The sequence below is a fragment of the Arthrobacter sp. MMS24-S77 genome (assembly GCF_054888235.1).
The window spans coordinates 3803322-3826441 of the sequence record NZ_JBTZRN010000001.1; the positions used below are offsets into that span (position 1 = coordinate 3803322).

Here is a 23120-nt window from a genome sequence, read left to right on the forward strand (position 1 = left end):
GAAGCGTGTGAAGCAAGTGCGACTACCGATTCGTGCCGGCGGTTCGGCAATTATTCTTTCGGCTCGTCGGTGTCTATGGCGGCGCCGGTGTCTGCGGCTCCGTCTGCCGTTGGATCCGCGCGGGTGAAGTCGCGGCGGACGTTGGCGATGCCCTCCGGGCCCATCTCGAAGCCGTGCTCGCTGCCAGGGTTGATCACCAAGCCGAGCTCGTCACCGATGCTGTCCAGGATCGCAGCGCCGTGGGTACCCAGGACGTTAGGCGCAGCCTCCAGGAAGTGCGATTCCACCCGGCTGGGGTGGCTGAATACCGCCAGGACCGGCTGGCCCTCGGAGTTGGAAAGGACGAGTGGTTCCACCGCGGCGTCGCGCCTATCCAAGGAGTCGGCGCTGAGGATGTAGACCTCGTTGTTCAAGAAGGACAGGATCACGTCCACGGGGTTCGCGTCGGCATGTCCGGCCTTTGCGAGCTTGGACTCGAGGTCGTTCAAGGGCAGGGATTCCGGGGCAGCAGGCTCGTCTGTCATGGTTCCACTCGATCACGGTTGACGTGCAGGACGCAATTCCCGGCCTTCTACCGGCCGCCGTCCCCCTGCGCTGAGGACACGGATAATTCCCGGGACACACGTATTCCCTGAGGACGCCCGAATTCCGGTGTCCTCAGGGAATATGCGTATCCTTAGCGCGCTTGCGGGGCTTCGGCAACCGTTACTTTTTCGCCGCAGCCTTCTTCGCGGGCGCTTTGCGGGCCGTGGTGGTCCGCTTGACCGGGCCCTTGGCGCGCTTCTCGGCGAGCAGCTCGATGGCCTGCTCCCGGGTCAGCTCTTCCAAGGACGTGGCGCGGGGAACCGTGATGTTGGTGACGCCGTCGGTGATGTACGGGCCGAAACGGCCTTCCTTCACCACGATGTTCTTCTCCGAGACCGGGTCCGGGCCGAACTCTGCCAGGGGTGGGACGGCAGCCCGGGCGCCACGCTGCTTCGGCTGGGAGTAGATCTCCAGTGCCTGTTCCAGCGTGATGGTGAAGATCTCTTCCTCGGATCCGATGGACCGCGAGTCTGTGCCCTTCTTCAAGTACGGCCCAAAGCGGCCGTTCTGCACCGTGATGGGGTTGCCTTCTGTGTCCGCGCCGAGGACGCGGGGCAGACTCATGAGCTGCATTGCTTCGTCGAGCGTGATCGAGTCAACGGACATGGACTTGAACAGCGAACCTGTGCGCGGCTTGGCCTTGACGGGCTTCTTCGGCGGCTTGGGTTTGCCGTTCTTGTAGTACTCCACCGGCTGGTTTGCCAGCTGCTCCTCGGTCATCTCCGGGATGATCTCGGTGACGTAGGCGCCGTAGCGGCCGTTCTTGGCAACCACGGTGTGGCCGGTGTGCGGATCCGCGCCCAGGACACGTTCCTCCGGGGCAGCCGTTTCCATAAGCTCCACGGCCTTGGCCGCAGTGAGCTCGTCCGGCGCGAGGTCCTCGGGGACGTTGGCCCGCGCCGACTCCACGACTTCGCCGGTCTTGGGGTCGATAGTGGGGATCGAGCTTTCCAGGTACGGGCCGAACTTGCCGACGCGCAGCGTGATGCCTTCGGCAATCGGCACCGAGTTGATCTCGCGTGCATCGATTTCACCGAGGTTGTTGACGATACTCAGCAGGCCGGGATCGGCGTCTTCACCGTAGTAGAAGTGCTTGAGCCAAGCGGCACCGACAGCCTGGCCGTTGGCGATCTTATCCAGGTCGCCTTCCATGTCTGCCGTGAATTCGTAGTCCACGTAGTCGGTGAAGTGCTGCTCCAGCAGGCGGATGACCGAGAAGGCGATCCAGCTCGGAACCAGCGCAGAGCCCTGCTTCCGGACGTAGCCGCGGTCCTGGATGGTGGAGATGGTGGAGGCGTAGGTGGACGGGCGGCCGATGCCACGCTTTTCCAGCTCCGCCGTCAGAGAGGCTTCGGTGTACCGCGGCGGCGGCGAGGTCTCGTGGCCCACGGCGACGATCTCCGAAGCCGTGAGGGAATCGTCCTTGGCCACGTTGGGCAGGCGGCGGGCTTCATCCGAGTCGTCGTCGCCGCGGCTTTCGTCCTTGCCTTCTTCGTAGGCCGCGAGGAAGCCCGGGAAGGTGATGACCGTGCCGGAGGCCGAGAATTCTGCGTCGCGCCCATCGGCAGCCACCGCGCCGAGGCGGATGGTGGCCGTGGAGCCCTTGGCGTCGCCCATCTGGGAGGCGATGGTGCGTTTCCAGATGAGTTCGTAAAGGCGGAAGGCGTCGCCGGTCAAATGGCTGGCCACCTGCGCCGGGGTGCGGAAGGAGTCACCCGCCGGGCGGATGGCTTCGTGGGCTTCCTGGGCGTTGGCGGCCTTGTTGGCGTAGACCCGGGGAGACTGCGGCACGTACTCGGGACCGTAAAGCTCAGCAGCCTGGCGGCGAGCAGCCGTGAGGGCTTCATCGCTCAACGCGGACGAGTCTGTACGCATATAGGTGATGTAGCCGTTTTCATACAGGCGCTGGGCGATCTGCATGGTGCTCTTGGACGAGAAGCGCAGCTTGCGGCCGGCCTCCTGCTGAAGGGTCGACGTCGTGAACGGCGCCGCGGGACGGCGGGTGTACGGCTTGGTGTCCACAGAGCGGACGCGGAAGTCCGCGTTCTCCAGTCCAGCCGCCAACGACGTCGCGAGTTCCTCGTTGAGGTGCACCGCGTTCGCGGAGGTGAGGACGCCGTCGTCGTTGAAGTCACGGCCGCTGGCCACCTTGGCGCCGTCCACCGCAGCAAGCTTCGCCTTGAAAGACGCGGAGCCGGTACCGAACTGGCCCGTCAGGTCCCAGTACGAAGCGGACTTGAAGGCCATGCGTTCGCGTTCGCGGTCGACCACCATGCGGGTCACGACCGACTGCACACGGCCGGCGGACAGGCCACGGGCCACCTTGCGCCACAGTACCGGGGAGATTTCGTAACCGTACAGGCGGTCCAGGATACGGCGCGTTTCCTGGGCGTCGACGAGGGCGCTGTCGACATCGCGCAGGTTGTCCATGGCGCGGTGGATGGCTTCCTTGGTGATTTCGCCGAAGGTCATGCGGTAGACGGGAACCTTGGGTTTCAGGACCTCCAGGAGGTGCCACGCGATGGCCTCGCCTTCGCGGTCCCCATCGGTTGCGAGGTAGAGCGCGTCAGCGTCTTTCAGCTGGGCCTTGAGTTCGGCGACTTTTTTCTTCTTGTCCGGCGACACCACGTAGTACGGCTTGAAGTCATTTTCGATGTCGACGGCGAACTTGCCAACCGAGGTCTTCTTCAGTTCTGCAGGGAGGTCCGACGGCTGCGGGAGGTCGCGGATGTGGCCGATCGAGGCCTCGACAATGAAGCCTTCGCCCAAGTACTTGGCGATGGTCTTGCTCTTGGCCGGAGACTCCACGATCACGAGTTTCTTGCCGGTTTTTGCCTTGCTGGGCACGGTTCTCCTACAGAAAAATGAATTGCTTGGGCTCGTGCCCATATTGGCCTAGTTCACCATATTTTGCAGAATCGTGCGTTTCCATGTGCACAAGTGCTGTGGAGGAACGGTGCGTTTGGTCAGCTTGCGGGCGGCGTCCGGTCGTCCGGAATCATTGACCACATCGTAGCGATCCGCACGGCGTCTTCAGGAATCCGCGTGGGATCTTCGAGCTCATATGACTTGATAAGCTCCTGGAATTTGGCCTTGAGATCCGTCCGCTGTTCCGGAGTCAAGTACAACAGATCGCTGGACAAGACCATAGCCGCCGCCTCGTTCGCGGACTCGCCGCGCTGGCGCCGCTCGCCGCGGGCCCGGGTGAACGCGGTAGCCCGACGGCGGAAGGCGTCCAGTTCGAGTTCGACGACGGCGATCTCCGGGCTCGGAGCGTTGCCGCCCGATTTGATGGTGAAGTCCGAGCCGGCGGCCTTCCACCGGCGTTCGCGTGCATCGCCTTCGTTGTCCGCAGCGGTCACGATCCCCCATTTCTGGAGAGCCCGCAGGTGGTAGCTCATGGCGCTGGGCGTGAGGCCGGTCTGCACGGCGAGCTCGGTGGCCGTGCGGCTCAGCTGGGTTGCATACAGCTCCGAGATAACCTCAAGCCGGGCCGCGTGGGCGAGAGCGCGGATGGCTTTGGGGTCGGTGATCTCCACCGTTTTCTCGGGCCGTTTCCGGCGTTTCGGGGATGCCGGCCCGTTGGATACCCCGTTGTCTTCATTCACCGGAACAGTTTATCCGGCAGCATCGACTTGATTGTCCGAAGGCGCGGGCAGCAGGAAACCATCGCGGACCAGGTTCCCGATGTCGGCGAGCAATCCGGCGCGGAAAGCATCGTCGTCGAAGTCGTCCCCTCCACCCAGCAGCGCCGACAAGGCGCCGATCAGCTGGCGGACGGACAGATCGCCGTCGCACGCAGAAACGAAGCCGGCCAGCTCGGTACTCAGCAGGTTCGTCCGACGCAGCCCCGCGCCCTGGCGCAGCAAGATGACGCCGGGGTGTTCGGCGCCGGGCCGCTGGTGGCGTTCCTCCGTCACGTCCTCAGCCACCACCAGGTGGGCGTCGGCGAGCTCATGGGCATCCAGCCAGTCGGCGCGTTCGACGGCGGCGGCAAGGTGCGGACCGATCGGCTGCTCGATGGGGTACGTGATTTCCTCGAAGCGGGTTCTTGCCGGATCCGCAGATCTGGCTTCCGCCGGCCGCCGCAGCCAGATCATCCCGAAACCGATGGCCTCCACGTTCCGGGAGGCGAAATCATCCAGGTAGGCGGCGTAGGCATCGCGGTAGAGCTCGCGGTCGCGGCCCTCGGAGGCGTCCCGCAACCAGGTCTCCGCGTAAAGCTCGGGGCTCACCTGTTCCCGCTGGATGAACCACCCTTCCGTGCCGGAACCCGCCACCCACGAGGATGGACGTTCGCTCCACCCGGTGCCCGCGGGGATCTCCCAGTTGCCGAGCATCTGGGCGGTGCCGCCGGGCGCGAGGACGTCCGGCAAGGTGCGGACGAGGTTGGCGACGATGTCGTCGCCGGGCAGCCCGCCGTCGCGGTACGTGAATTGATCCGAAGCGTGCTCGCCGGCACTTCGTGGAGTAATGACGAAAGGCGGGTTGGACACCACCAGATCGAACGTCTCACCCGCCACGGGCTCCAAAAGGGACCCCAACCGCAAGCTCACGCGCCGCTCGAGATGAGCCGGATCAACGTGCAAGGCGCCGGCGTTGAGCATCAGGTTGAAACGGGTGAACGCGAGGGCCCGCTCGGAGATGTCCGTGGCCGTGACGTGCTCGCTGTGGTGCAGGAGGTGGAAGGTCTGGATTCCGCAGCCCGTGCCGAGGTCGAGGGCGCGTTTCGAATGCCGTCGGATGGTGGTCTGAACGAGCGTGGTGGAAGCCTGACCGATACCCAGCACATGGTCATGCCGAAGCACGCCGGGTTGCTGATGGGCCGCGAGATCGCTGGAGACCCACAGCTCCGCGCCGCCGCTTCCGTCTTCATTGGAGTCCCAACCGTACGGCCGCAAATCCACCTTGGCCGCGACAGCACCGGCGTCGTTTTTCACCACCAAGCCAAGCTCCACCAGGCCCGAAGTGCGGATCCGTGGCAACGCCGCGTCGATGTCGTCTTCAGTTTGGGGGACGGCAAGGAGCCACAAGCGGACGACGACGGCGAGCGCAGCTTTTGCGCGGCCCGTCCCCGGGTCTCCGGTGCGGGCGGTCGGTTCGGTGACAATGAGGGCAGGGATGAGCTGATCCCGGGCGAGGGCAGCGTGGGCAGACTCCCCGAGGAGTTCTGCTACTCCGTCCACGGTGTAGCCGATGGTTCGCAAGTCTCCGGCGAGCGCCGTGAGCTGCTCGGGGAGGTCGCTGCGGGGAGCGTCGGGGGTGTTCGGGATGGTCCCAAAGGTGGTGGGCGTTGCGGGATCAGTCACCGTGCAAGTCTATTGGGGCCGGGGGTGGGCATCCGCCGTCCCGGAGTGGGCTCCGGAGCGGGTAGCGTTAAATCATGGCATTTCACCCCTCCATCCGACGACGCGCAGCACTCCTTGCTCTCGGCGCCGGCACCCTGGCAATGACCGCGTGCGTTCCCGCAGGGTCCATCACCGACGCCAACATCCCCTCATGGAAGGCAACGACCATTCCCTCCGCTGCCGGGATCGCCATGGAGGACTCAGGGAAAATCCTGAACCGCGACCCCTTGGTCAAGAGCGTAGCCAACGTGGCTGCAGGGACGTACACGTTGACGGTAGCCTGCGACGGCGGTGGCAAGGCATTCTTTGCTGTTTCCGCGTCCGGCAAGCCGCTCACTGAAGCCGGAGCTGCGTGCAATGGCAGCCGCGAGACATCCCGCATCAAGGTTCCCTCCTCTGGTCCATTGACCATCAGCACAAGCAGCGTGGATGCGCCCTTGATCTACGCGTACCAACTGGTTCCGGGTTCCTGACTGCCACCTCGTTCCTACGGCGACGGGCCGGCGTAGAGTCGGACTATGGGGTGGGTACACGCCCTGAAGGTACCGGCGACACGGGTGTCGATGCCCGCCGTCGTGCTTTGCGGTGTGCTCGCGTGCGGCACGCTGGCGTCGTGCGAATACACCTACGACGACGGTCGTGCGCCGGTGAGCGGTCCGCCGTCGGCGGTCATCACGGATCCCGTATTGCCCCGCGATCCGGCATTGAGCCAGACCGTCACGGGCGATGCGCTCAAAGGCTGGGCGCGGGACGTACTTCCGGACGCGAACGGGCAGTCCTTCTATAGCAGCTATGGACTGTTGTCACGTGGCGAATCCCGCGATGAAGAAACAACGCAACTTCCCGGCGGTTCGTATGCCGTGACACTCGCGTGCCGCGGTGCCCGCACCACCGAATTCACCGTGCGGAACGGGAGCGAGGTCCTCATCGAGCTGATGCTGCAGTGCGGCATTACGCGGGTCAACGTACTGCAACTGGAGAAGGACGCCATCCTCGGTATTACGGTGACGGCAAGTGCCCCGGCGAACTTCGCCTACCGGGTGAGCCGGATCTAGGTGACTTGGAACTAGGTGACTTGGAACTAGGCCGGGCAGCCTTCGGGGCAGCGAAGCGTTTCCGGGCTTGAGGCACATTCGGTGCAATACAGGGTGAGGTTGCGGCAGCTCAGGTTGGAGCAATTCTCAAACTTGTTGCTGGGCGCTTGGCAGCGGACGCACTGGCCTATGGTCTTGGCGTCCGCGCTGAATTCCATGTGCATCCGCTTGTCGAAAACGTACAGGGAGCCTTCCCACAGGCCCTGGTCCTTGTAGGTTTCGCCGTAGCGGACAATCCCGCCGTCGAGTTGGTAGACCTCTTTGAAACCGCGGTTCACCATGAGGCTGGAAAGGACTTCGCAACGGATCCCACCCGTGCAGTAGGTGACCACGGGTTGGTCCTTGAGTTCGTCGTATTTCCCGGAATCGAGTTCCTTGATGAAGTCGTGGGTGGTGGCGACGTCGGGAACGATTGCGTCCTTGAACTTGCCGATCTGGGCTTCGAAGGCGTTGCGCCCGTCGAAGAACTTCACTTCCTGCCCTGCGGCTTTCTTTTCCTCCAGCAGTGCGTGGAGCTCTTCCGGCTGGAGGTGGGTGCCGCCGCCGACGACCCCATTCTGGTCCACTTTCAGTTCTCCGGGGGCCCCGAAGGACACGATCTCATCGCGTACCTTGACGCTGAGCCGGGGAAAGTCTGCGGCGCCGCCTTCGGACCATTTGAAGTCGATGCCGTGGAAGCCCTTGTACTCCTTGGTGGTCTTAACGTACTGCTTGACGTTGTTCAGCTCACCGCCGACTGTGGCGTTAATGCCGTCCCGGGAAATAAGGATGCGGCCGGTGAGGCCGAGCTTCTCGCACAGGGCACGCTGCCACAGCCGCACCGCGTCCGGGTCAGCGATCGGGGTAAAGCCATAGAAGAGCACGATTCTGTTTAAAGCCACGTATTTAAGGGTACTTGGTGGCCCCAAACTCCCGTGTCGAGCCGCCATCGGCCAACCCAAAGTGTTAACTGAGCTGTTACTGGCCGCCCCTGTTGATTCCCAGACTGCTGACATAGTCTCTCTACATGAGTCACGACGCCTTGGTTGAAGACATCGCTGATCTGCTGGAGGTCTGGGTTGCCGGCTGGTCCGGTTCCCGGGGTTACGAGACGCGCAAGGAAGGCCGGTTCCCGGCGGCCCTACGTGCGGACAAGACCGGCGACTGGGAGTACTTTGCGCACGACCCCTCGGATGCCGAGTTTGCCGCACTGGCTGCCACGACCGCCCAGGCGGACACCCGCATCCTGACGATCCTCACGAACGACGTCGCCCGTTATGACCAGTTGGCCCGGGAACACGGGCTGAACATCACCTCCGATTCCCAGACCATGATGATCGTGGACATGGAGACGCAGGATGCGGAAGATCCATGGCTCTCGGATGACGATCTCAACCTCACGACCTCCGAAAGCAAGGGCGTGCACTACGCCGTGGTCCACGCCGGAGAAAAGGTGGCAGCCAGCGGCCAGGTATTCGTGGTGAAGCGGACGGCAGTGTTCGACAAGATCGTCACCGAACCCAACTACCAACGCCGGGGACTGGGCAGCTTCATCATGAAGGCCCTCGCTGCGCAGGCCTTTGAGCACGACGTCGAAAGCGGGCTCCTCCTTGCTTCCCTGGACGGACAGCACCTCTATTCGCACCTCGGCTGGAAGAACGTGAGCCAAGTACTCATGATGTCTACCAAGCGAGTCGACGAGACTGACCTGTCTGTGGCGTAGCAGCCCGGCGTCCGCCGGAGCGGGTCCGCAGGCGCCAACGATGGTCGGTTTCGGGCGCGATGACAGAATGTTTAAGTGAACGCAACTGAATCGATGATCTCCCTGCTGGGCAGGAGCCCGGACCCGGAGCAGTTGCGACATGTCCGAACCATTCCTGCACGCCAAGCAATCCATGAGGCATGGCCGGGCTGGGCCCATCCCGATGTCATCGCGGCCTACGGAACCTTGGGCATCCACGAACCATACCGGCACCAGATCGAAGCAGCCGAACTCGCCCACTCGGGCCAACACGTCGTCATTGCCACGGGCACCGCCTCCGGGAAGTCCCTTGCCTATCAGTTGCCTGCCCTCGACGCGATCCATCGTTCCGAGTTGCGGGTGCTGTCCGAACCGGGCAAGATCCACGACGACGGTGCAGTCACCCTGTACCTCTCCCCCACCAAAGCCCTTGCCGCCGACCAGCTGGCAGCGATCCGTTCGCTCAGGCTCCCCACGGTCCGTGCCGAAACGTACGACGGCGATACCGACCAGTCACAGCGCCGCTGGATCCGCGACCACGCCAACTTCATCCTCGCCAACCCCGACATGCTGCACTTCGGGATCCTGCCCAACCACACGTGGTGGGCGCGCTTCTTCCGGCGGCTGCGGTACGTCATCGTGGATGAGGCCCACAGTTACCGTGGAGTGTTCGGCTCGCACGTCGCCAACCTCATGAGAAGGCTCCGGCGGATCTGTGCATACTACGGGGCCGGCACCTCCTTTCCTGAACCTGTGTTCATTGCTGCGTCCGCTACGGCTTCGGATCCTGGCACGTCCTTCGCCCGGCTCATCGGCACTCCAGTCCGCGAAGTTTATGAGGACTGTTCGCCGCACGGCTCCACGACCGTCGCATTTTGGGAGCCCGCCCTGACCGACCTGAGGGGCGAAAACGGAGCGAAAGCCCGCAGGACTGCCGTGGCCGAGACGGCGGACATGCTGGCCAATCTGGTGTCCTCCCGCGTCCGGACCATCGCCTTCATCAAATCCAGGCGTGGCGCAGAGACAATTTCATCCATCGCCAAGCGCCTCCTCGACGAGGTAGACCCGAGCCTGCCCCAGCGGGTTGCTGCGTACCGCTCTGGCTATCTCCCCGAGGAGAGACGCGCTTTGGAGAAGGCCCTGCGCTCGGGCGAGCTGCTTGGGGTTTCCAGCACGTCAGCGTTGGAGTTGGGAATCGACATTTCCGGGCTGGACGCGGTGCTGGTAGCCGGGTGGCCCGGGACAAGGGCCTCCCTGTTCCAACAAATCGGACGAGCAGGCCGCGCGGGCCAAGACGCCATCGCCGCATTCGTGGCCAGCGACGATCCACTGGACACCTACCTCGTCAACCATCCGGAGGCAATCTTTGATGTGTCGGTCGAAGCCACCGTCTTCGACCCCGGGAACCCCTACGTACTCGGCCCTCATTTGTGCGCGGCGGCCGCCGAGCTCCCAATCGGGGTGGCTGAACTTGGCCTGTTTGGACCAACGTCCGAGCCCCTGCTGAACCAGTTGGTGGAGCAGGGGTACCTGAGGAAACGGCCCGCGGGCTGGTTCTGGACCCACCCGGAGAGCGCCGCGGCCATGGTGAACCTGCGCGCAGACGGCGGCGGCCCCGTGAGCATCGTGGATTCCGAGACTGGCTCTCTGTTGGGCACCATGGATTCGCCGCAGACGCACTACCAGGCCCACACCGGTGCCATCTATGTACACCAGGGGGAAAGCTACCTAGTTGAGGAGCTGAACGAAGAAGACCATTGCGTGATGGTTCGGCGAGCCAACCCGGACTACTACACAACAGCCCGGGACGTGACTCAGATCGAAGTCCTGCAGACTCTCCGGACCATGGAATGGGGTGACATCGCGGTTCATTTCGGGGAAGTGAAAGTAACAACACAGGTAGTCTCCTTCCAACGTAAGGCATTGATTTCCAATGAGGTTTTGGGGGAAGAGCCGCTGGAACTCGGGGCCAGGGATCTCTTCACCAAGGCTGTTTGGTTTGTGGTCCACAACCGCTCGCTGACAAATGCGGGCCTTATCGAGGCGCAGTTCCCGGGTGCGCTCCATGCTGCTGAGCATGCCGCCATCGGGCTTCTCCCGTTGGTGGCTTCAAGTGACCGCTGGGACATCGGCGGTGTCTCAACAGCGCTTCACGCCGATACCGGGGTTCCCACGATCTTTGTCTACGACGGCCATCCAGGCGGTGCCGGATTTGCCGAGCGTGGCTTCGAAAAAGCCAAAGTCTGGTTGACCGCCACAAGGGACGCAATCAAGGCATGTGAGTGTGAGAACGGCTGCCCTTCCTGTGTCCAGTCCCCCAAATGTGGCAACAAGAACAACCCTCTGGACAAGGACGCCGCGGTCACCCTGATCGACGTGCTCCTGCGGGACGCTGTTTAGGGCGGCGGACCAGCCCTTGAGCGGCCGGTTGCGGTCCCGAATACCGCGCCGCGAACCAACTCCGTGCGGACCTCAACGATCTCACCCCCGTTGACTGTGCAGGCCGACAACGACGCTCCATGCCTCGCCGCGGTTTCGCTGGCGACCAGGCAAGGATCTCCTGCCGTCAGGCCACGGGCCGCGTCCGCTCCTGCGAGCGCCGCAAGGTCGGCGGCAGTAGCGGCACGTTGGGCCATCGCTGCGGCCTGGGCCAGCGTAAGTGCTGCTGCCATGCAGATCATGACGACAAGCCCCAAGGCAATAGCCAAGACGGTGCCGGAGCCGCGTTCATCGTCGTTACGGATCGCATTGGCGCGGGCGATACCAGCCCCCACGCCACGCTCCGCCTGACAACGGCTGCCATTGGCGCGGGCGATACAAGCCCTCACGCCGCTACCTCGTCCACAAGACGTTGGAGTCCCAACCTCGCCACCGCCGGCACGGCACCGTGGAATTCAACAACGCTGTCCCCAACATCGAACCAGGGCAAAGTGGCCGCTGACCCCCGCGGTGTCTCTCCCCTGGCCAACGCCGCGGCTGAAAGCCTCCATGGGATGAGGGATCCGAGCGGGCCGGCTACCGGGGCGGAGACCGTGACCTTGATCCATTCGCCGTCTTCCGAAACAACAGCCGAGGCGGCATCCCCTGCCAATCTCCGGACGATCCCGTCCACGGCCGAATTTCCATCACCGCGGGCCAAGGCCCGGGCACCTGCCCTCGCTGCTTCTTCCAAACGCAGCTGGGTAATTCCGGCCGCGGATCCGGCGAGAAGTAAGGCCAAAAGAAGCAAGACAGCTGGCAGTACCACGGCGAACTCCGCAGTGACGGCACCTCGATCCCTGTCAGGGAGAGCCTGACTCCGATGGCCCTTCCCCGAGCCATGAAGTTTCTCCTCCGAAGAAGACCGTCTGGCAGAAGAATGCCGCCGGGCGTGGCTGCTGTGCCTCCCGCGCCTCACAGCCGGTACCCACGGGCGTACCGAATTCTCAGCACGACTTTTGGAACCCTGCCTTCTCGTCATGGCAGGGCAAGTGCACTGCGAATGAGGTTGAGGAGGAAACCGCGTACTTCCTCGCTGCGAAGAATGACCACCAAGAGTCCGGCGAACCCCACCGCGGCAAGGGTGGCGATGGCGTACTCGGCTGTGGCCATCCCGAGCTCGGACCCCGTGAGCCGTTTCCTGGACGGCCTGATTGCGGGAAGCCCGTCGTCGGACCGCGTGGGGCTTTCGCTGGAGGAATGTGGGTGCATGGGCGGCCGGACAGACTGGTTTCGCTGTGAGCCCGGGAACAGCTCAAGGACCTCGGCCTCCGCACGGGACGGGGTGACGTGGACCAAAGTATTCGCGGTTGCATTCATTTTCAATTCCTTTCGCTGGGACCGGCATGCTGCCGGCCGTACTATGACTCTCCCGCTGGCGTCCGGTCTTCAAAAGGACCCAAGTCTTCTAAGTGGAAAACTCGCTTCTGGCGCTCCATGTGGAGGAAAACTCGAGCGGGCGCCTCACGCACCGCGGCCGGTTCGGGCTGAGCGCCCGACTATCCCGTTGACGGAAGCATGGCCAACAGCACCGGGACGACTCCGAGACAGATAAAGGCGGGCAAGGAACACAAACCCAGTGGGATCACGAGCTTCACCCCGAGGGCCGCTGCGCGCTTTTCCGCTGCCCTGAACTGTTCACGCCTCAAGCGGGCTGCCTGGGCATAAAGAATGGCCGAGGATGGCGCTCCTGTCAGGGCGGCGAAGGCGAGGGCGTCCTTGAGCTTGCGTGCTTCATCGCACTGCTGGCCCGAACTCCGCCACGCCGTCTCCCAGTCCGTCCCGATGTCCAGGGCGGAAACCACAGATCCAAGGGAGCGGCTGAGCTCGGGGCTCGCGCATCCAGCGATCAATTCGAGGGACCGTCCAAGTCCGGCCCCTGAATCGAGCATGGCGGCTACCAGCTCCAGAATCATTGGCACGTTACGCAGCCCTTCGTGCCCTCGGGAATTCCACCCACGGGACTTCCGCCCCTGGAAATTCCGAGCCACACCAGAGGGCGGGCCCCCATGAAGGTCCTTCGGCGGGTCAATTCCGCCAGGCGAACCGCGAAGCATCCTCAGAGCCATATGCCGCCGGGTTCTTCCCGGATTCGCCAGCACGAGGACTACTGCAGAAATCAATACGACGGACACCGCGATGGCAGGGAAAACCGAGTTCATCAGTCGATGCCCGCCGCCGCGAGCACCAAGCGCGATGACCAGATTCTGCCCGCCACCGTCAAGACGATCCCGGCTGCGAGTGCCGCCAATCCGACGCCATTGGCCACCAGTATCCCCAAAGGATCCACGCCCAGCACCATGCCGAGTCCAAGCCCGAATACCGGCAACCATGTCAAGAGACGCACGGTCGCTTTCGGACCGGCCAGTGCAGTCTGCCGAGCATCGCCGGCGTCGTCTTCCGCTTCAAGCTGGGAGGCAAACCGCGTCAACACGTCCGCCAGCGGAGAACCACTTGCCTCAGCAACGTCCAGGCATGCGGCAAGTTCTCCCCAGACTCGCCGTTCCACGGGAAGCCCGGCTGTCTGATCCTTCGCCGCCGACGCTCTAATGGCGTCGGCGACGGACGCCCCGATCATCGAGGCCGACCGTGCTGCCGCCAGAACGCGAAGGGATTCGGACGACAGCCTGGGCAATCCCGAAGCTTTCCCGCGCGCTCTCGGTATCCTGGCGTCGAGCGAAGCATCGCCCTCGTCCCCATAGCCATGCACCATCCACAGTTCCTCCCAGAGCCTCGACGGCGACCGGCCGCCTCGGAGGAGCGCAGCCACCTGCTGCACGAGCACCGTGAGCGGCAACGCGTCCTCGCGGGCGCGTCTCCGGGGCCTGCGCGCTGCGGCCGGAGACGAGGGGGCAGGTGCCAGAGCGCGCACCACCCGTTTGCCACGTCGCCGGGACGGTTGGAATGTCACCCACACAGTGACTGCCAGGACCAACATGAGGAATCCGGTCACTCGACAGCTCCAAGATCATCCGAACGGGCAATCCGTCCCTGCGGCCCCGGCAATTCGGACGAAGGCTGCCGCCCCAGCGCGTCAGGTGAACCAGGCAGAACCCCCTGGTCGAGCTCAAGGCGGGCTGCAAGCTCCATCCAAGCGGGGCCGGCGACAGCCCCGTCTGCGTGCAATTCCACGGCAGGCACCACGGTTTGGCCTGTGGCGCCGTCCGCCAATAGTCCGATACACGAAACTCTCCTGCCGGCCGGGGTCCGTTCGACGTGGACCACGGCATCCAATGCCGTTGAAAGTTGGAGCCGGACGGCTTCCCTACTCAGGCCTGCAAGCGCGCCCAAGGCAACGAGCCGGGCGGGAACGGCGGCGGCGGTGTTTGCGTGGATCGTGCCGCCGCCACCGGTATGGCCGGTATTGAGCGCCGTCAGCAGTTCACGGACTTCGGCTCCTCGGCATTCGCCGACGATGAGCCGGTCCGGCCGCATCCGCAGCGCCTGCCGCACGAGCTCACCGAGGTCCAGGACGCCGCCGCCTTCAAGATTTCCGTGCCTGGACTCAAGGGACACGATGTGCGGGTGCACCGGGTTCAGCTCTGAGGCGTCTTCAATCAGTACAAGGCGCTCATGGGGATTGCTCAGCCCGAGCATCGTGGACAGCAATGTGGTCTTCCCGGAACCAGTCGCACCGCTGATCAAAAAGCTCAACCTGCGGTCAATCATGGCTTGCAACACCTGCTGTACACGTGGCCCGAACATTCCGCCCTCGCAAAGCTCGTCCATGGTGAACACTTCCTCGCGCCGGATCCGCACCGACAACAAGGTTCCGGCGGTGGAAATCGGCGGAAGCACCGCGTGCACCCGATAGCCGCCGTCGAGTCGGACATCGACACACGGTGAGCCGTCGTCCAAGCGACGTCCGCCGGCTGCCACAAGCCGGGAGGCTAAGGCACGGATTTGAGGTTCGCCGTCGAAGTGCAGCTGGGCTCTTTCCAGGCCTTTGCCGCGGTCGAACCAGACGGAGTCCGGGCCATTCACGAAGATGTCCGTCACGGAAGCATCCTGTGCAAGCTGTTGGAGAGGTCCCAGCCCACTCAGTTCGGCGCTGATTGATTCGACCGCGGCGAGCGCACCTGCAGTTCCGAGTAGCCGGCCCGTGGCATGGACGGCAGCGGCCACCCGCGACGGGGTGACAGGTCCGGCGTCGGACATAACGGTCTCCCGGACGGTTTCAAGGAGCGCGGCGTCCAAGCGCTGGGCCTGACGGCGGCGCCCGCCGGTTGGGAATCCGGGGGCACTCATGCTGCTCCGTCGAGTAGTTGAAGGACAGACCTCGCAAAGCGGCGCACAGCCTTGCGCTTGCCGAACTCCAGCAGACGTCCGAGCTCAGCAGCCGCAGTGGTTCCACGAAGCTCGGGCAGAACGCCGTGGAGGGGTAGGCCGAGCGATTCGGCAATGAGGGGTCCGTCCACTGCAGAAGCGGTGTTCCGGCGGATCACGAGCGCTGTGTCCACGGGCGGCAGCTCCTGGAGAAGCCGGGCCGCGGCGACTGCTGCCCGGAGCTGCGACGGGGCTACCAGGAGGATCCTGTCGCAGTCCCAGCCGAAGCTGCCAAGCGATTCTGTTCCGCGGCCAATGTCGACAATGACCAGTTCAAAGCTCCGTCTCGCCGCATCCAGAACAGCGGCGACCGCACCGGCTCCGACGTCCAGGGGGTGGTCGCGGCTGCCGGGCCAGGATAGGAAGGAGAATCCACCCGCTACAGGCAGTGAGTCGCTCAGCTGCCCGGGGCCGATGCTTCCACTGGCGCCGGCAAGATCCGGCCATCGCAGTCCCGGCGCGTCTTCAGCAGCAAGGCAAAGCTCGAGACCGCCTCCGCGGGAGTCACCATCAACCAACAGGGTCCGCACTCCGTGGACGGCCGCTTCCTGGGCCAGCCAGACTGCGGCCGTGGACGCGCCTGCACCGCCGCATCCTCCTGTCATTCCGAGCACCAGTCCTCCGGGTTCAGGGGCATGGGAGCGGCTCAGGTGCTCCGCCAACCATGCCGCAGCGTCCGGCAACACAGCGACGCGTTCGGCCCCCAAGGCCGCCCCTAACTTCCACAAAGAGTCCCCCTCACCGTGGAGTCCCAGCAAGACGGACGGTGCACGACGTCGGGGCGGAAGTTCGCGGATATCGCTGCCCAGCAGCACCATCGCCGCGGAGTCCCACACCGACATGGCCTCCGACGAGTCGACCGCGGTGCGAAGACTGGCGCCGACGGCCGCGGCGATCCTCTCCGTCTCAGCCTGCAGCCGGGTATTGCCCGTCACCAACAGGACTTCGCCGGAATCGACTGGAAGCCATGACTCGCCCGGCACCGCCCCGAGCCCGGAGGGAGCGCCGGCCGCCTTTCCGGCACCAGCAGCCGCCCGCACACTGGCGTCGGGCCTGCTGCCCCTCCCTGGGTCCGTGCCAGAAAGGCCGCCGCCGGCGCTGTTCCAGTCGCCGCCGTTACCGCCGACTCTGCCGCCACCGTCGTCGCTCTGTTGGAGATGTTGCCCGCTCATGGAGCCACTGTCCCCCGGTTCCCCGGGAGCATTGAAGAGCCGTATTGGCGTATGTGGACAAACAACCACAAATGACCCTGTGGAGAACAGGTCCGCTTCGCGCACCGAAGCGCTGCGCACCAACGCTTCGCGCACCGAAGCGCTACGCACCAACGCTTCGGACGCCGACGCACTGCGTACAGAGGCATCGCGGACAGCCGTTGTCCGCAAAGTGCAAGGTTCCACTGAACCGCAGGGCAGAATTGTAATCATGTACCTGCTGCTCGCCGCCCATCCAGACGGCGCAGCTATTCAGGATGCCGATGCCGCCGGAGTAGCCCTGGCCGAGCCGCGCGTCGTGCGAAAAGCCGATCTTCCCGGCGTCGTGCGCGAACTGGAAAAGAAGCGGCCGCGCTGGGTCTGGACCCGGACGCAGGATTGGTACCCGGCGATGCTTCAGGCCGGCGTAGAACTGGAACGGTGCCATGACCTCACACTCTGCCGCGGCATCCTGGTCCACTCGGAATTCACGGCACACACTGACTATGCCCAGAGCGCCGAAAAGCTCACGCAGGACGATGAAATGCCGGTTCCTTCGCGCGTCCTCCAGCCTCCCCCACCTCCCGCAGAGCAAGACGCGCTCTTTGACGATCTTGTCCCGCGCAGCACGCAGCCCGGCCTCAAGGACATCCGGGCCGAGTTCGCGGCCCAGCAGCACGCGCTCAGTCAGGCTTCTGCGGAAGAAGGCCGCCAGCACCGCCTGAAACTACTGCTGGCCGCGGAATCCGCCGGCGCCATGATTGCCGCGGAAATGCAGTTCACCGGCGTGCCGTGGCAGGAGACGTTGCACGAAGAAATCCTCGAGGGCCACCTCGGTCCCCGCCCTCTCGTCGGCCACCGGCCGGCCCGGCTCGAGGCGCTCTGCAACCAGCTTCGCGGGATCCTCCACACTCCCAAGCTGAACCCGGACTCACCCCAGGACCTCATGCGTGCCCTCCATCGGAACGGCATTGAGGTGAAGACAACCCGCCAATGGGAACTCAAGGAATCAAAGCACCCGGCCATCGAGCCCCTTCTGGAATACAAGAAGCTCTCCCGCTTGTTCACGGCCAATGGCTGGTCATGGCTGGACGCTTGGGTGAACGAAGGCCGGTTCCGTCCCGAGTACGTGGTGGGTGGCGTGGTTTCCGGCCGCTGGGCTTCCAGGGGAGGCGGGGCTTTGCAGATCCCCCGCCAGATCCGGGGCGCGGTGCACGCCGACCCGGGTCACAAGTTGATCGTCGCCGATGCCTCGCAGCTTGAGCCGCGGGTCCTGGTGGCACTCGCCCAGGACTCCAAAATGGCCGAAGCCGCCCGGGACAAGGATCTGTACGCCGGCATCGCCGCGCAAGGCTTCGGTGGCGACCGGGCGAAGGCCAAGATCGCGCTGCTGGGTGCAATTTACGGCGCCACTACGGGCGAATCAGGTCGGCTTATGCCCCAGCTGACCCGCACCTATCCGCGAGCAGTCGGCTTCGTCGAGCAGGCAGCCCGCGACGGCGAAGCCGGCCGTACCGTGACCTCCAGGTTGGGCCGCAGCAGCCCGCCGCCGTCGGAGCGCTGGATCCGCAGCCAGCAGTCTACGACGGCGGAAGAACAGCGGCGAGCGGACAACATCGCCCGGTCACGGGGACGTTTCACGCGGAACTTTGTGGTGCAGGGTTCCGCGGCGGACTGGGCGTCATGCTGGCTGGCCGAACTTCGACGGCGGTTGCGCACCGCGCGAGTCAATGGCGTGCCTGCTGGGGAACTCGTGTTTTTCCTTCACGACGAAGTCATGGTTCACGCGCCAGTCGAGTCGGTGGATGCCTGCATCAATGCCATCGAAGAGGCCGCGGCAGCCGCGAAGGAGCTCCTGTTCGGGCGGGTTCCGGTGGAATTTCCGGTGAGTATCGCCGTCGTCGATTCGTACGACAAGGCTAAGTAGGCACCCTATTGCCCCCGGCTCAACAGCGGAGGACGATTGCCCCGTGGGAAGCAAAGGCCGGACGCTATTGGCCGCATACATCGCCTTCCAGCTGACAGAGCTGGAGGGCCAATTGCCCTTGATCGGGGCGGCCGACCCGGAAGCCGTGCACAACGCCAGGCTCGCGCTTCGCCGGATCCGTTCCGTGCTCAGTTGCTATCGCGGGCTGGTCCCGAAGCTCCCCCGGCCGGCGCGCGAGGAAGTCAGGTGGCTGGCAACGTCGCTCGGCGAGTCCCGGGATGCCTACGTCCTGGCCCAGAGGATACGCCTCTCCCTTGACACGAAGGATTCCTGGAACGCTCCCGAGTCCTTGCGCCTGGCAGTTGAGGAACTGGAATCATCCAGCGCCAGGCTGGCGACCGCCCTCGGCGGTCGCAAACGCAGCAGGCGGACGGTGCGGGGTGCCAGGGCGGCGCTACTGGAAGCCCCCGACGCCACGGATTACAAGCCCCCGACGGCGGACCTTGCGGAACGCCTCCAAGTACAGTGGGAGCGGCTGCAGCACAGCCTCGCGGAGGAGGCGGGCACCGACGACCCGGACGTGCGCAATGCCGCACTCCACCAAGCCCGCAAAGACGTCAAGTGCCTCCGGTACTCGGTGGAGGCGGTTGCGGACGCCTTCAGCCACCATGCTGCCGGAGTGATCCAACCAGCGATCGGCCTGCAGCGGCTATTGGGCGAGCAGCACGACGCCGTCGTGGCTGGCGATTGGATCAGGGAACTGGCCAACACCCCCGGCGTAGACGCGGAAGACGCCCAAAGGTTGGGGGCGATGGAAGTCCGGCGGCGACTCAACGCGGAGGAAGAATTCCGGATGGCCATTGCGGAATACCCCGTGCCGGCCCCGAGGCGAGCGCTGATTTTCTAAGGAGCGCGGCTTTTGAGGGCCGCGCCTTCTCAGGACCGGGACCATAGCCTCCGGCAGCGCCGAAAGCGAGTCATATGGCGGAAACGAACTTGGCATGACCCTGGCGAGTAATGTACCCCAAAGTAACTTCAACCCTCCCCTTCCTTCTGGATAGGCTCGTTCAAGGCGTCCGAAGTGAGGGACGCCACAGTGCAAGGACGCACTAACCGTGCGACGCAGCATACAAGGGGGAACAGCAACGATGGCTGGACGATTCGAGATTCTCAAAGACGGCGAAGATGCCTACCGCTTCCGGCTGATGGCAGCCGATGGAACGCTGGTGGCAGAGTCTCCGCAGTTCAAACACCTGAAAGCCGTGGTGGCAGGCATCACGGCCGTGCGGGAAAATGCCGCCACGGGCATCGTCGTGGATCACTCCAAAACAGCCCGACGCGCAGCGTAGCGGGGTCCGGCAGCGGGCGCCGCTAGGCGGACCGGCGGGCACATCGAGACGCACCAGCAGCGGCGGACCAGCCGGCACCGGACCTGAAAGCTGCACGCCCGCGGGGCTAAATCTCGATTTCGAGCACGCGCTCCGCGTCCCACGGAACCGTCCACCCCAAGGCGTCGAAAAGGCCGCTGAGCACCATTCCGGTAAAACCCCAGACCACTAGTTCGTTGACTTTGAAGACGGGACTCGAGAAGGTCCGGCCGAGTCGGGTGAGCGTCCCGGTGTAACGGTTGTCGGGGTCCAGGAGGTCCCGCACGGGAACTCGGAACACTTGCGCCGATTCGGCATAGTCCACAACGCGAACGGGCGACGGCGATGCCCACCATGCCAACACGGGAGTGACGACGAAGTTGCTGCGGATCAGCCCGAGTTCCGGCATGACGCCCAGCACCTGCACGCCCCCGCTGTCCAGGCCCGTCTCCTCTACCGCTTCCCTGAGGGCTGCCGCTACGGCCGATTCATCCTCGGGATCGATGCTGCCGCCCGGGAACGCCACTTGTCCCGGATGATCGTCCAGTGTGTGGGCGCGCTCCAGGAGCAATACATCCAAGTCGGCCGGAGCCACCGGTTTCCCGGATTCAGCGGGGACATCGTCCAAGACGCCGAACAGCATGAGCACAGCGGCTTTTCGCGCTTTGTCTGGATCCACCGTTGCGGCGGCGATCCGCGGATCGGGGCCTGGATGCAGACCGGAATCAATCTTGGTGATGAGACTGACTAAGTCTTCAAGCGCGGTCATCGCCGTCTCCTTTGCGATTCCATCCGAATCTCCGCAGCACGGTGGGTCTCGGCGAGCAGCTTTGCCAAAAGCTCTTCGTTGCCCGGCGCCAGTTCGTATTTGAGCAACTTGGCGGCTTTGATCGGATCGGTCTCGCCTTCACCGTAGCTGGGACACCAGTTGGCCACCGGACACGCTCCGCACGCCGGCCTGCGCGCATGGCAGACCCTCCGGCCATGGAAAACCACCCGGTGGGACAGCATGGTCCAGTCCTTGGGCTCGAACAGTTCGGCGACGTCAAACTCGATCTTCACCGGGTCCTCGGATGTCGTCCACCCAAACCTGCGGGCCAGCCTGCCGAAATGCGTGTCCACCGTGATTCCCGGAACGCCGAAAGCGTTGCCGAGCACGACGTTCGCCGTCTTACGCCCGACGCCGGGGAGCGTCACCAAATCTTCCAGCCTGCCGGGAACCTCGCCGTCGAACTCGTCCACCAGGCGCGTGCTGAGGGCCAGGACGTTCTTCGCTTTGGCGCGAAAGAAACCGGTCGGCTGCAGGATCGCCTCCAGCTCGGCGGGCTCGGCCTCGGCCATGCTCCGGGCATCCGGATAGCGTGCAAACAGGATCTTGGTGACCTGGTTGACCAGCACGTCGGTGGTCTGGGCGGACAGCACCGTGGCCACCACAAGTTCGAACGGGTTTCGGAAATCAAGCTCCGCGTGGGCGTAGGGATAGAGCTCGGCAAGTGCCTTGTTGATTTTGCGCGCACGCCGCTTCAAAGCCAGCGGGGTTTCGACGACGGTGTCCACGGCGGGCATGGCTAGCCGCGTTCGATGTGGCTGAGATCGCGCAGGACGCCCACTTTGCCGTCGGTATCCTGCACCAGGAATTCCTCGCCGCGGTCCTCGAGGGCCAGGACCCACGCGCCCGGTTCGATGGTGAAGACGGGAACACCTGTGTGCTCGTCGACGACGGTACGGGGTTGCGCCACGGCGAACCAGAAGGCCTCGTACCCGGAGCCGTGTTCTTCGTCGTCCGTTCGCGCCGCCGGATCAACGGTGGCGCCGATGATCTGATGCGCCCTGGTCTGCTCGAGATGGGGTTGCTGGTTCCCCGCACCTGCCCTGTTAACTGTCCCGATGTGCTGGGTGGCCGTTCCGGTGTCCGTGGCGGGCTCGGCGGGTACGACGGCGGCGTCCCCGGCGACGGGGGTCGCGGCGGGTGCGGCGGCAGCGGACTCTGTTGCTGCCGGATTGGACGGTGCCTCGCCTGACGGTGCCGCGCCTGACGGTGCCGCGTCTGAAGGTGCCGCGTCTGAAGGAGCTGCGTCGGAGGGTGCTGCGTCGGAGGGACCGAACGACGTCGGAGCGGCGGCTGCCGGAGCCCACGGCGCCGAAGCTTCGGGCGCGGAAGCTCCGGGCGCCGACGTGACGGGCACCGGGGTGGCGGGCGCGGAAGCTTCGGGCTTGGGCACCACCGGCTTCGGCGCGACGGGCTTGCGGGTGGGGATGGCTGCTTCCCGGGCCACAACGTGCGCGGGCTGCTCGGCCCGGCCCTTGAAGTCCTCGCGGAGCACCGGCAGGTGCGGAGCCAGGACCGTCGCAGCGAGAAGGCCCAGAGAGCCGATCAGGCCCACGAGCGCGTAAACAGTAAACGCGCCTGCTGTGGAGAGGAAGAACATGGTCACGGCGAACGACGCCACAACCGAAGCGAACTGGTCAATCGAGAGCGAACCGATTCTCACAACGTTCCCCGGCTGCAGGCGCCGTGCAACGAACAAAGCCGTCACCACGAGGGGAAGGATGATGCCCAAGGCCAGGAAAAAGAGGTTGTCCAGGTTCCACAGGTTGTACCGGCCGCCGAACATCGGCAAGAGCGAGCCGACAAACATCAGCAAGGTGGACCCGAAGACTGCCACGTCCCGGGTGGTGAAAGGACCCAGTACCGCTTGGTACTTCGGGGAGGTCTTGCTACCGGGCTCTGGCGCCCCGGCTCCAGTTGCTGCTTCGGGGGCCGATCCGGGCGCGAGCGCACCGTATTTCGGGCCTTGGCTCGTCTGGTTCATGTGCAAATCTCCTTTGTACGGCGGTGCCCGGTACGCTGCCGCCCAAGGCTTCACCCAGTGTTTTCGGGCCAGGCAGGGGCGCCAGGTCTTCGCGTCTCGAGACCTCTTCAGCCTATGCCACCCTTCTGACAGTCCACTAGCTGGCACGTGCGCGGAGACCGGGAGGCGGCTCCGTAATGTCCGGCTCTTTTGGAGCTACCCTCAGAGCGGTCGGAGCCGTTCAGCGCGAATCAGACGCCGCTCACGGTCCAGATTGTGACCGCAGACACTTG

At 64.6% G+C, this 23120-nt stretch carries 22 protein-coding genes; 7 read left to right on the forward strand and 15 right to left on the reverse strand.

Features of this window, described 5'->3' with window-relative positions; genetic code table 11:
* Positions 1–50 precede the first annotated feature (50 nt).
* The 4 genes from ACX5I4_RS17485 to ACX5I4_RS17500 form a co-directional block, all read right to left on the reverse strand.
* Positions 51–524, reverse strand: coding sequence for an SseB family protein (locus tag ACX5I4_RS17485; protein ID WP_461837759.1), 474 nt, complete (start codon positions 522–524; stop codon positions 51–53).
* 181 nt (positions 525–705) lie between these two features.
* On the reverse strand, positions 706–3432 hold the full coding sequence (gene topA / locus ACX5I4_RS17490; RefSeq protein ID WP_461837760.1) for a type I DNA topoisomerase: 2727 nt from the start codon (positions 3430–3432) through the stop codon (positions 706–708).
* 119 nt (positions 3433–3551) lie between these two features.
* Positions 3552–4193, reverse strand: coding sequence for an ArsR/SmtB family transcription factor (locus ACX5I4_RS17495; RefSeq protein WP_461837761.1), 642 nt, complete (start codon positions 4191–4193; stop codon positions 3552–3554).
* A 9-nt stretch (positions 4194–4202) separates the two neighbouring features.
* Positions 4203–5894 (reverse strand): DUF7059 domain-containing protein, encoded by a 1692-nt coding sequence (locus ACX5I4_RS17500; protein WP_461837762.1) that lies wholly within the window; start codon positions 5892–5894, stop codon positions 4203–4205.
* A gap of 74 nt (positions 5895–5968) precedes the next feature.
* On the opposite strand from ACX5I4_RS17500, the gene ACX5I4_RS17505 reads away from it, so the two are divergent.
* Positions 5969–6406: a hypothetical protein gene (locus tag ACX5I4_RS17505; RefSeq protein WP_461837763.1), complete on the forward strand. Its 438-nt coding sequence runs from the start codon at positions 5969–5971 to the stop codon at positions 6404–6406.
* 45 nt (positions 6407–6451) lie between these two features.
* Complete coding sequence (locus ACX5I4_RS17510) at positions 6452–6988, forward strand: hypothetical protein (protein ID WP_461837764.1); 537 nt, start codon at positions 6452–6454, stop codon at positions 6986–6988.
* 26 nt (positions 6989–7014) lie between these two features.
* Here the strand turns inward: ACX5I4_RS17510 and trhO are convergent, their stop codons facing one another.
* Positions 7015–7908: an oxygen-dependent tRNA uridine(34) hydroxylase TrhO gene (gene trhO, locus ACX5I4_RS17515; RefSeq protein ID WP_461837765.1), complete on the reverse strand. Its 894-nt coding sequence runs from the start codon at positions 7906–7908 to the stop codon at positions 7015–7017.
* Between the two features lie 125 nt (positions 7909–8033).
* On the opposite strand from trhO, the gene ACX5I4_RS17520 reads away from it, so the two are divergent.
* Both ACX5I4_RS17520 and ACX5I4_RS17525 read left to right on the forward strand, forming a co-directional pair.
* The gene (locus ACX5I4_RS17520) at positions 8034–8729 is read left to right on the forward strand and encodes a GNAT family N-acetyltransferase (protein ID WP_461837766.1); all 696 of its coding nucleotides are present in this window, start codon (positions 8034–8036) and stop codon (positions 8727–8729) included.
* Positions 8730–8822: 93 nt separating this feature from the next.
* Positions 8823–11147, forward strand: coding sequence for a DEAD/DEAH box helicase (locus ACX5I4_RS17525; protein WP_461838764.1), 2325 nt, complete (start codon positions 8823–8825; stop codon positions 11145–11147).
* On the opposite strand, the gene ACX5I4_RS17530 is transcribed toward ACX5I4_RS17525, so the two are convergent.
* The 7 genes from ACX5I4_RS17530 to ssd form a co-directional block, all read right to left on the reverse strand.
* Positions 11144–11521 carry an Rv3654c family TadE-like protein gene (locus ACX5I4_RS17530; RefSeq protein WP_461837767.1) on the reverse strand — a complete coding sequence of 126 codons (378 nt, stop codon included), beginning with the start codon at positions 11519–11521 and terminating at the stop codon, positions 11144–11146. The two genes, ACX5I4_RS17525 and ACX5I4_RS17530, sit on opposite strands and share 4 nt — an antisense overlap.
* 50 nt (positions 11522–11571) lie before the next feature.
* A complete protein-coding gene (locus tag ACX5I4_RS17535; RefSeq protein ID WP_461837768.1) occupies positions 11572–12207 on the reverse strand; it encodes a TadE family type IV pilus minor pilin in 636 nt (211 codons plus the stop codon).
* Positions 12204–12545, reverse strand: a complete 342-nt coding sequence (locus tag ACX5I4_RS17540; RefSeq protein WP_461837769.1) for a DUF4244 domain-containing protein — start codon at positions 12543–12545, stop codon at positions 12204–12206. Before ACX5I4_RS17540 ends, ACX5I4_RS17535 begins: the two co-directional genes overlap by 4 nt.
* Positions 12546–12724: 179 nt before the next feature.
* The gene (locus ACX5I4_RS17545; RefSeq protein ID WP_461837770.1) at positions 12725–13387 is read right to left on the reverse strand and encodes a type II secretion system F family protein; all 663 of its coding nucleotides are present in this window, start codon (positions 13385–13387) and stop codon (positions 12725–12727) included.
* Entirely contained in the window at positions 13387–14178 is a 792-nt protein-coding gene (locus tag ACX5I4_RS17550; RefSeq protein ID WP_461837771.1) for a type II secretion system F family protein, read from the reverse strand. The genes ACX5I4_RS17545 and ACX5I4_RS17550 overlap by 1 nt, the downstream gene beginning before the upstream one ends.
* On the reverse strand, positions 14175–15473 hold the full coding sequence (locus ACX5I4_RS17555; protein WP_461837772.1) for a TadA family conjugal transfer-associated ATPase: 1299 nt from the start codon (positions 15471–15473) through the stop codon (positions 14175–14177). The genes ACX5I4_RS17550 and ACX5I4_RS17555 overlap by 4 nt, the downstream gene beginning before the upstream one ends.
* Positions 15470–16723 (reverse strand): septum site-determining protein Ssd, encoded by a 1254-nt coding sequence (gene ssd, locus ACX5I4_RS17560; RefSeq protein WP_461837773.1) that lies wholly within the window; start codon positions 16721–16723, stop codon positions 15470–15472. The genes ACX5I4_RS17555 and ssd overlap by 4 nt, the downstream gene beginning before the upstream one ends.
* 250 nt (positions 16724–16973) lie before the next feature.
* Here ssd and ACX5I4_RS17565 point away from each other — a divergent pair, with 250 nt between their 5' ends.
* The 3 genes from ACX5I4_RS17565 (at position 16974) to ACX5I4_RS17575 (ending at position 20017) form a co-directional block, all read left to right on the forward strand.
* Positions 16974–18668, forward strand: a complete 1695-nt coding sequence (locus ACX5I4_RS17565) for a bifunctional 3'-5' exonuclease/DNA polymerase (RefSeq protein ID WP_461838765.1) — start codon at positions 16974–16976, stop codon at positions 18666–18668.
* Between the two features lie 43 nt (positions 18669–18711).
* A complete protein-coding gene (locus ACX5I4_RS17570; protein WP_461837774.1) occupies positions 18712–19575 on the forward strand; it encodes a CHAD domain-containing protein in 864 nt (287 codons plus the stop codon).
* 241 nt (positions 19576–19816) lie between these two features.
* Positions 19817–20017: a YegP family protein gene (locus ACX5I4_RS17575; protein ID WP_461837775.1), complete on the forward strand. Its 201-nt coding sequence runs from the start codon at positions 19817–19819 to the stop codon at positions 20015–20017.
* Positions 20018–20123: 106 nt separating this feature from the next.
* Here the strand turns inward: ACX5I4_RS17575 and ACX5I4_RS17580 are convergent, their stop codons facing one another.
* From ACX5I4_RS17580 to ACX5I4_RS17590, 3 genes are read right to left on the reverse strand one after another with little or no spacing between them, the layout of a single operon-like run.
* Positions 20124–20804, reverse strand: coding sequence for an NUDIX hydrolase (locus ACX5I4_RS17580; protein ID WP_461837776.1), 681 nt, complete (start codon positions 20802–20804; stop codon positions 20124–20126).
* Entirely contained in the window at positions 20801–21601 is an 801-nt protein-coding gene (nth, locus tag ACX5I4_RS17585) for an endonuclease III (protein ID WP_461837777.1), read from the reverse strand. Before nth ends, ACX5I4_RS17580 begins: the two co-directional genes overlap by 4 nt.
* A 2-nt stretch (positions 21602–21603) precedes the next feature.
* Positions 21604–22848 carry a hypothetical protein gene (locus tag ACX5I4_RS17590; RefSeq protein ID WP_461837778.1) on the reverse strand — a complete coding sequence of 415 codons (1245 nt, stop codon included), beginning with the start codon at positions 22846–22848 and terminating at the stop codon, positions 21604–21606.
* Positions 22849–23120: the final 272 nt, after the last annotated feature.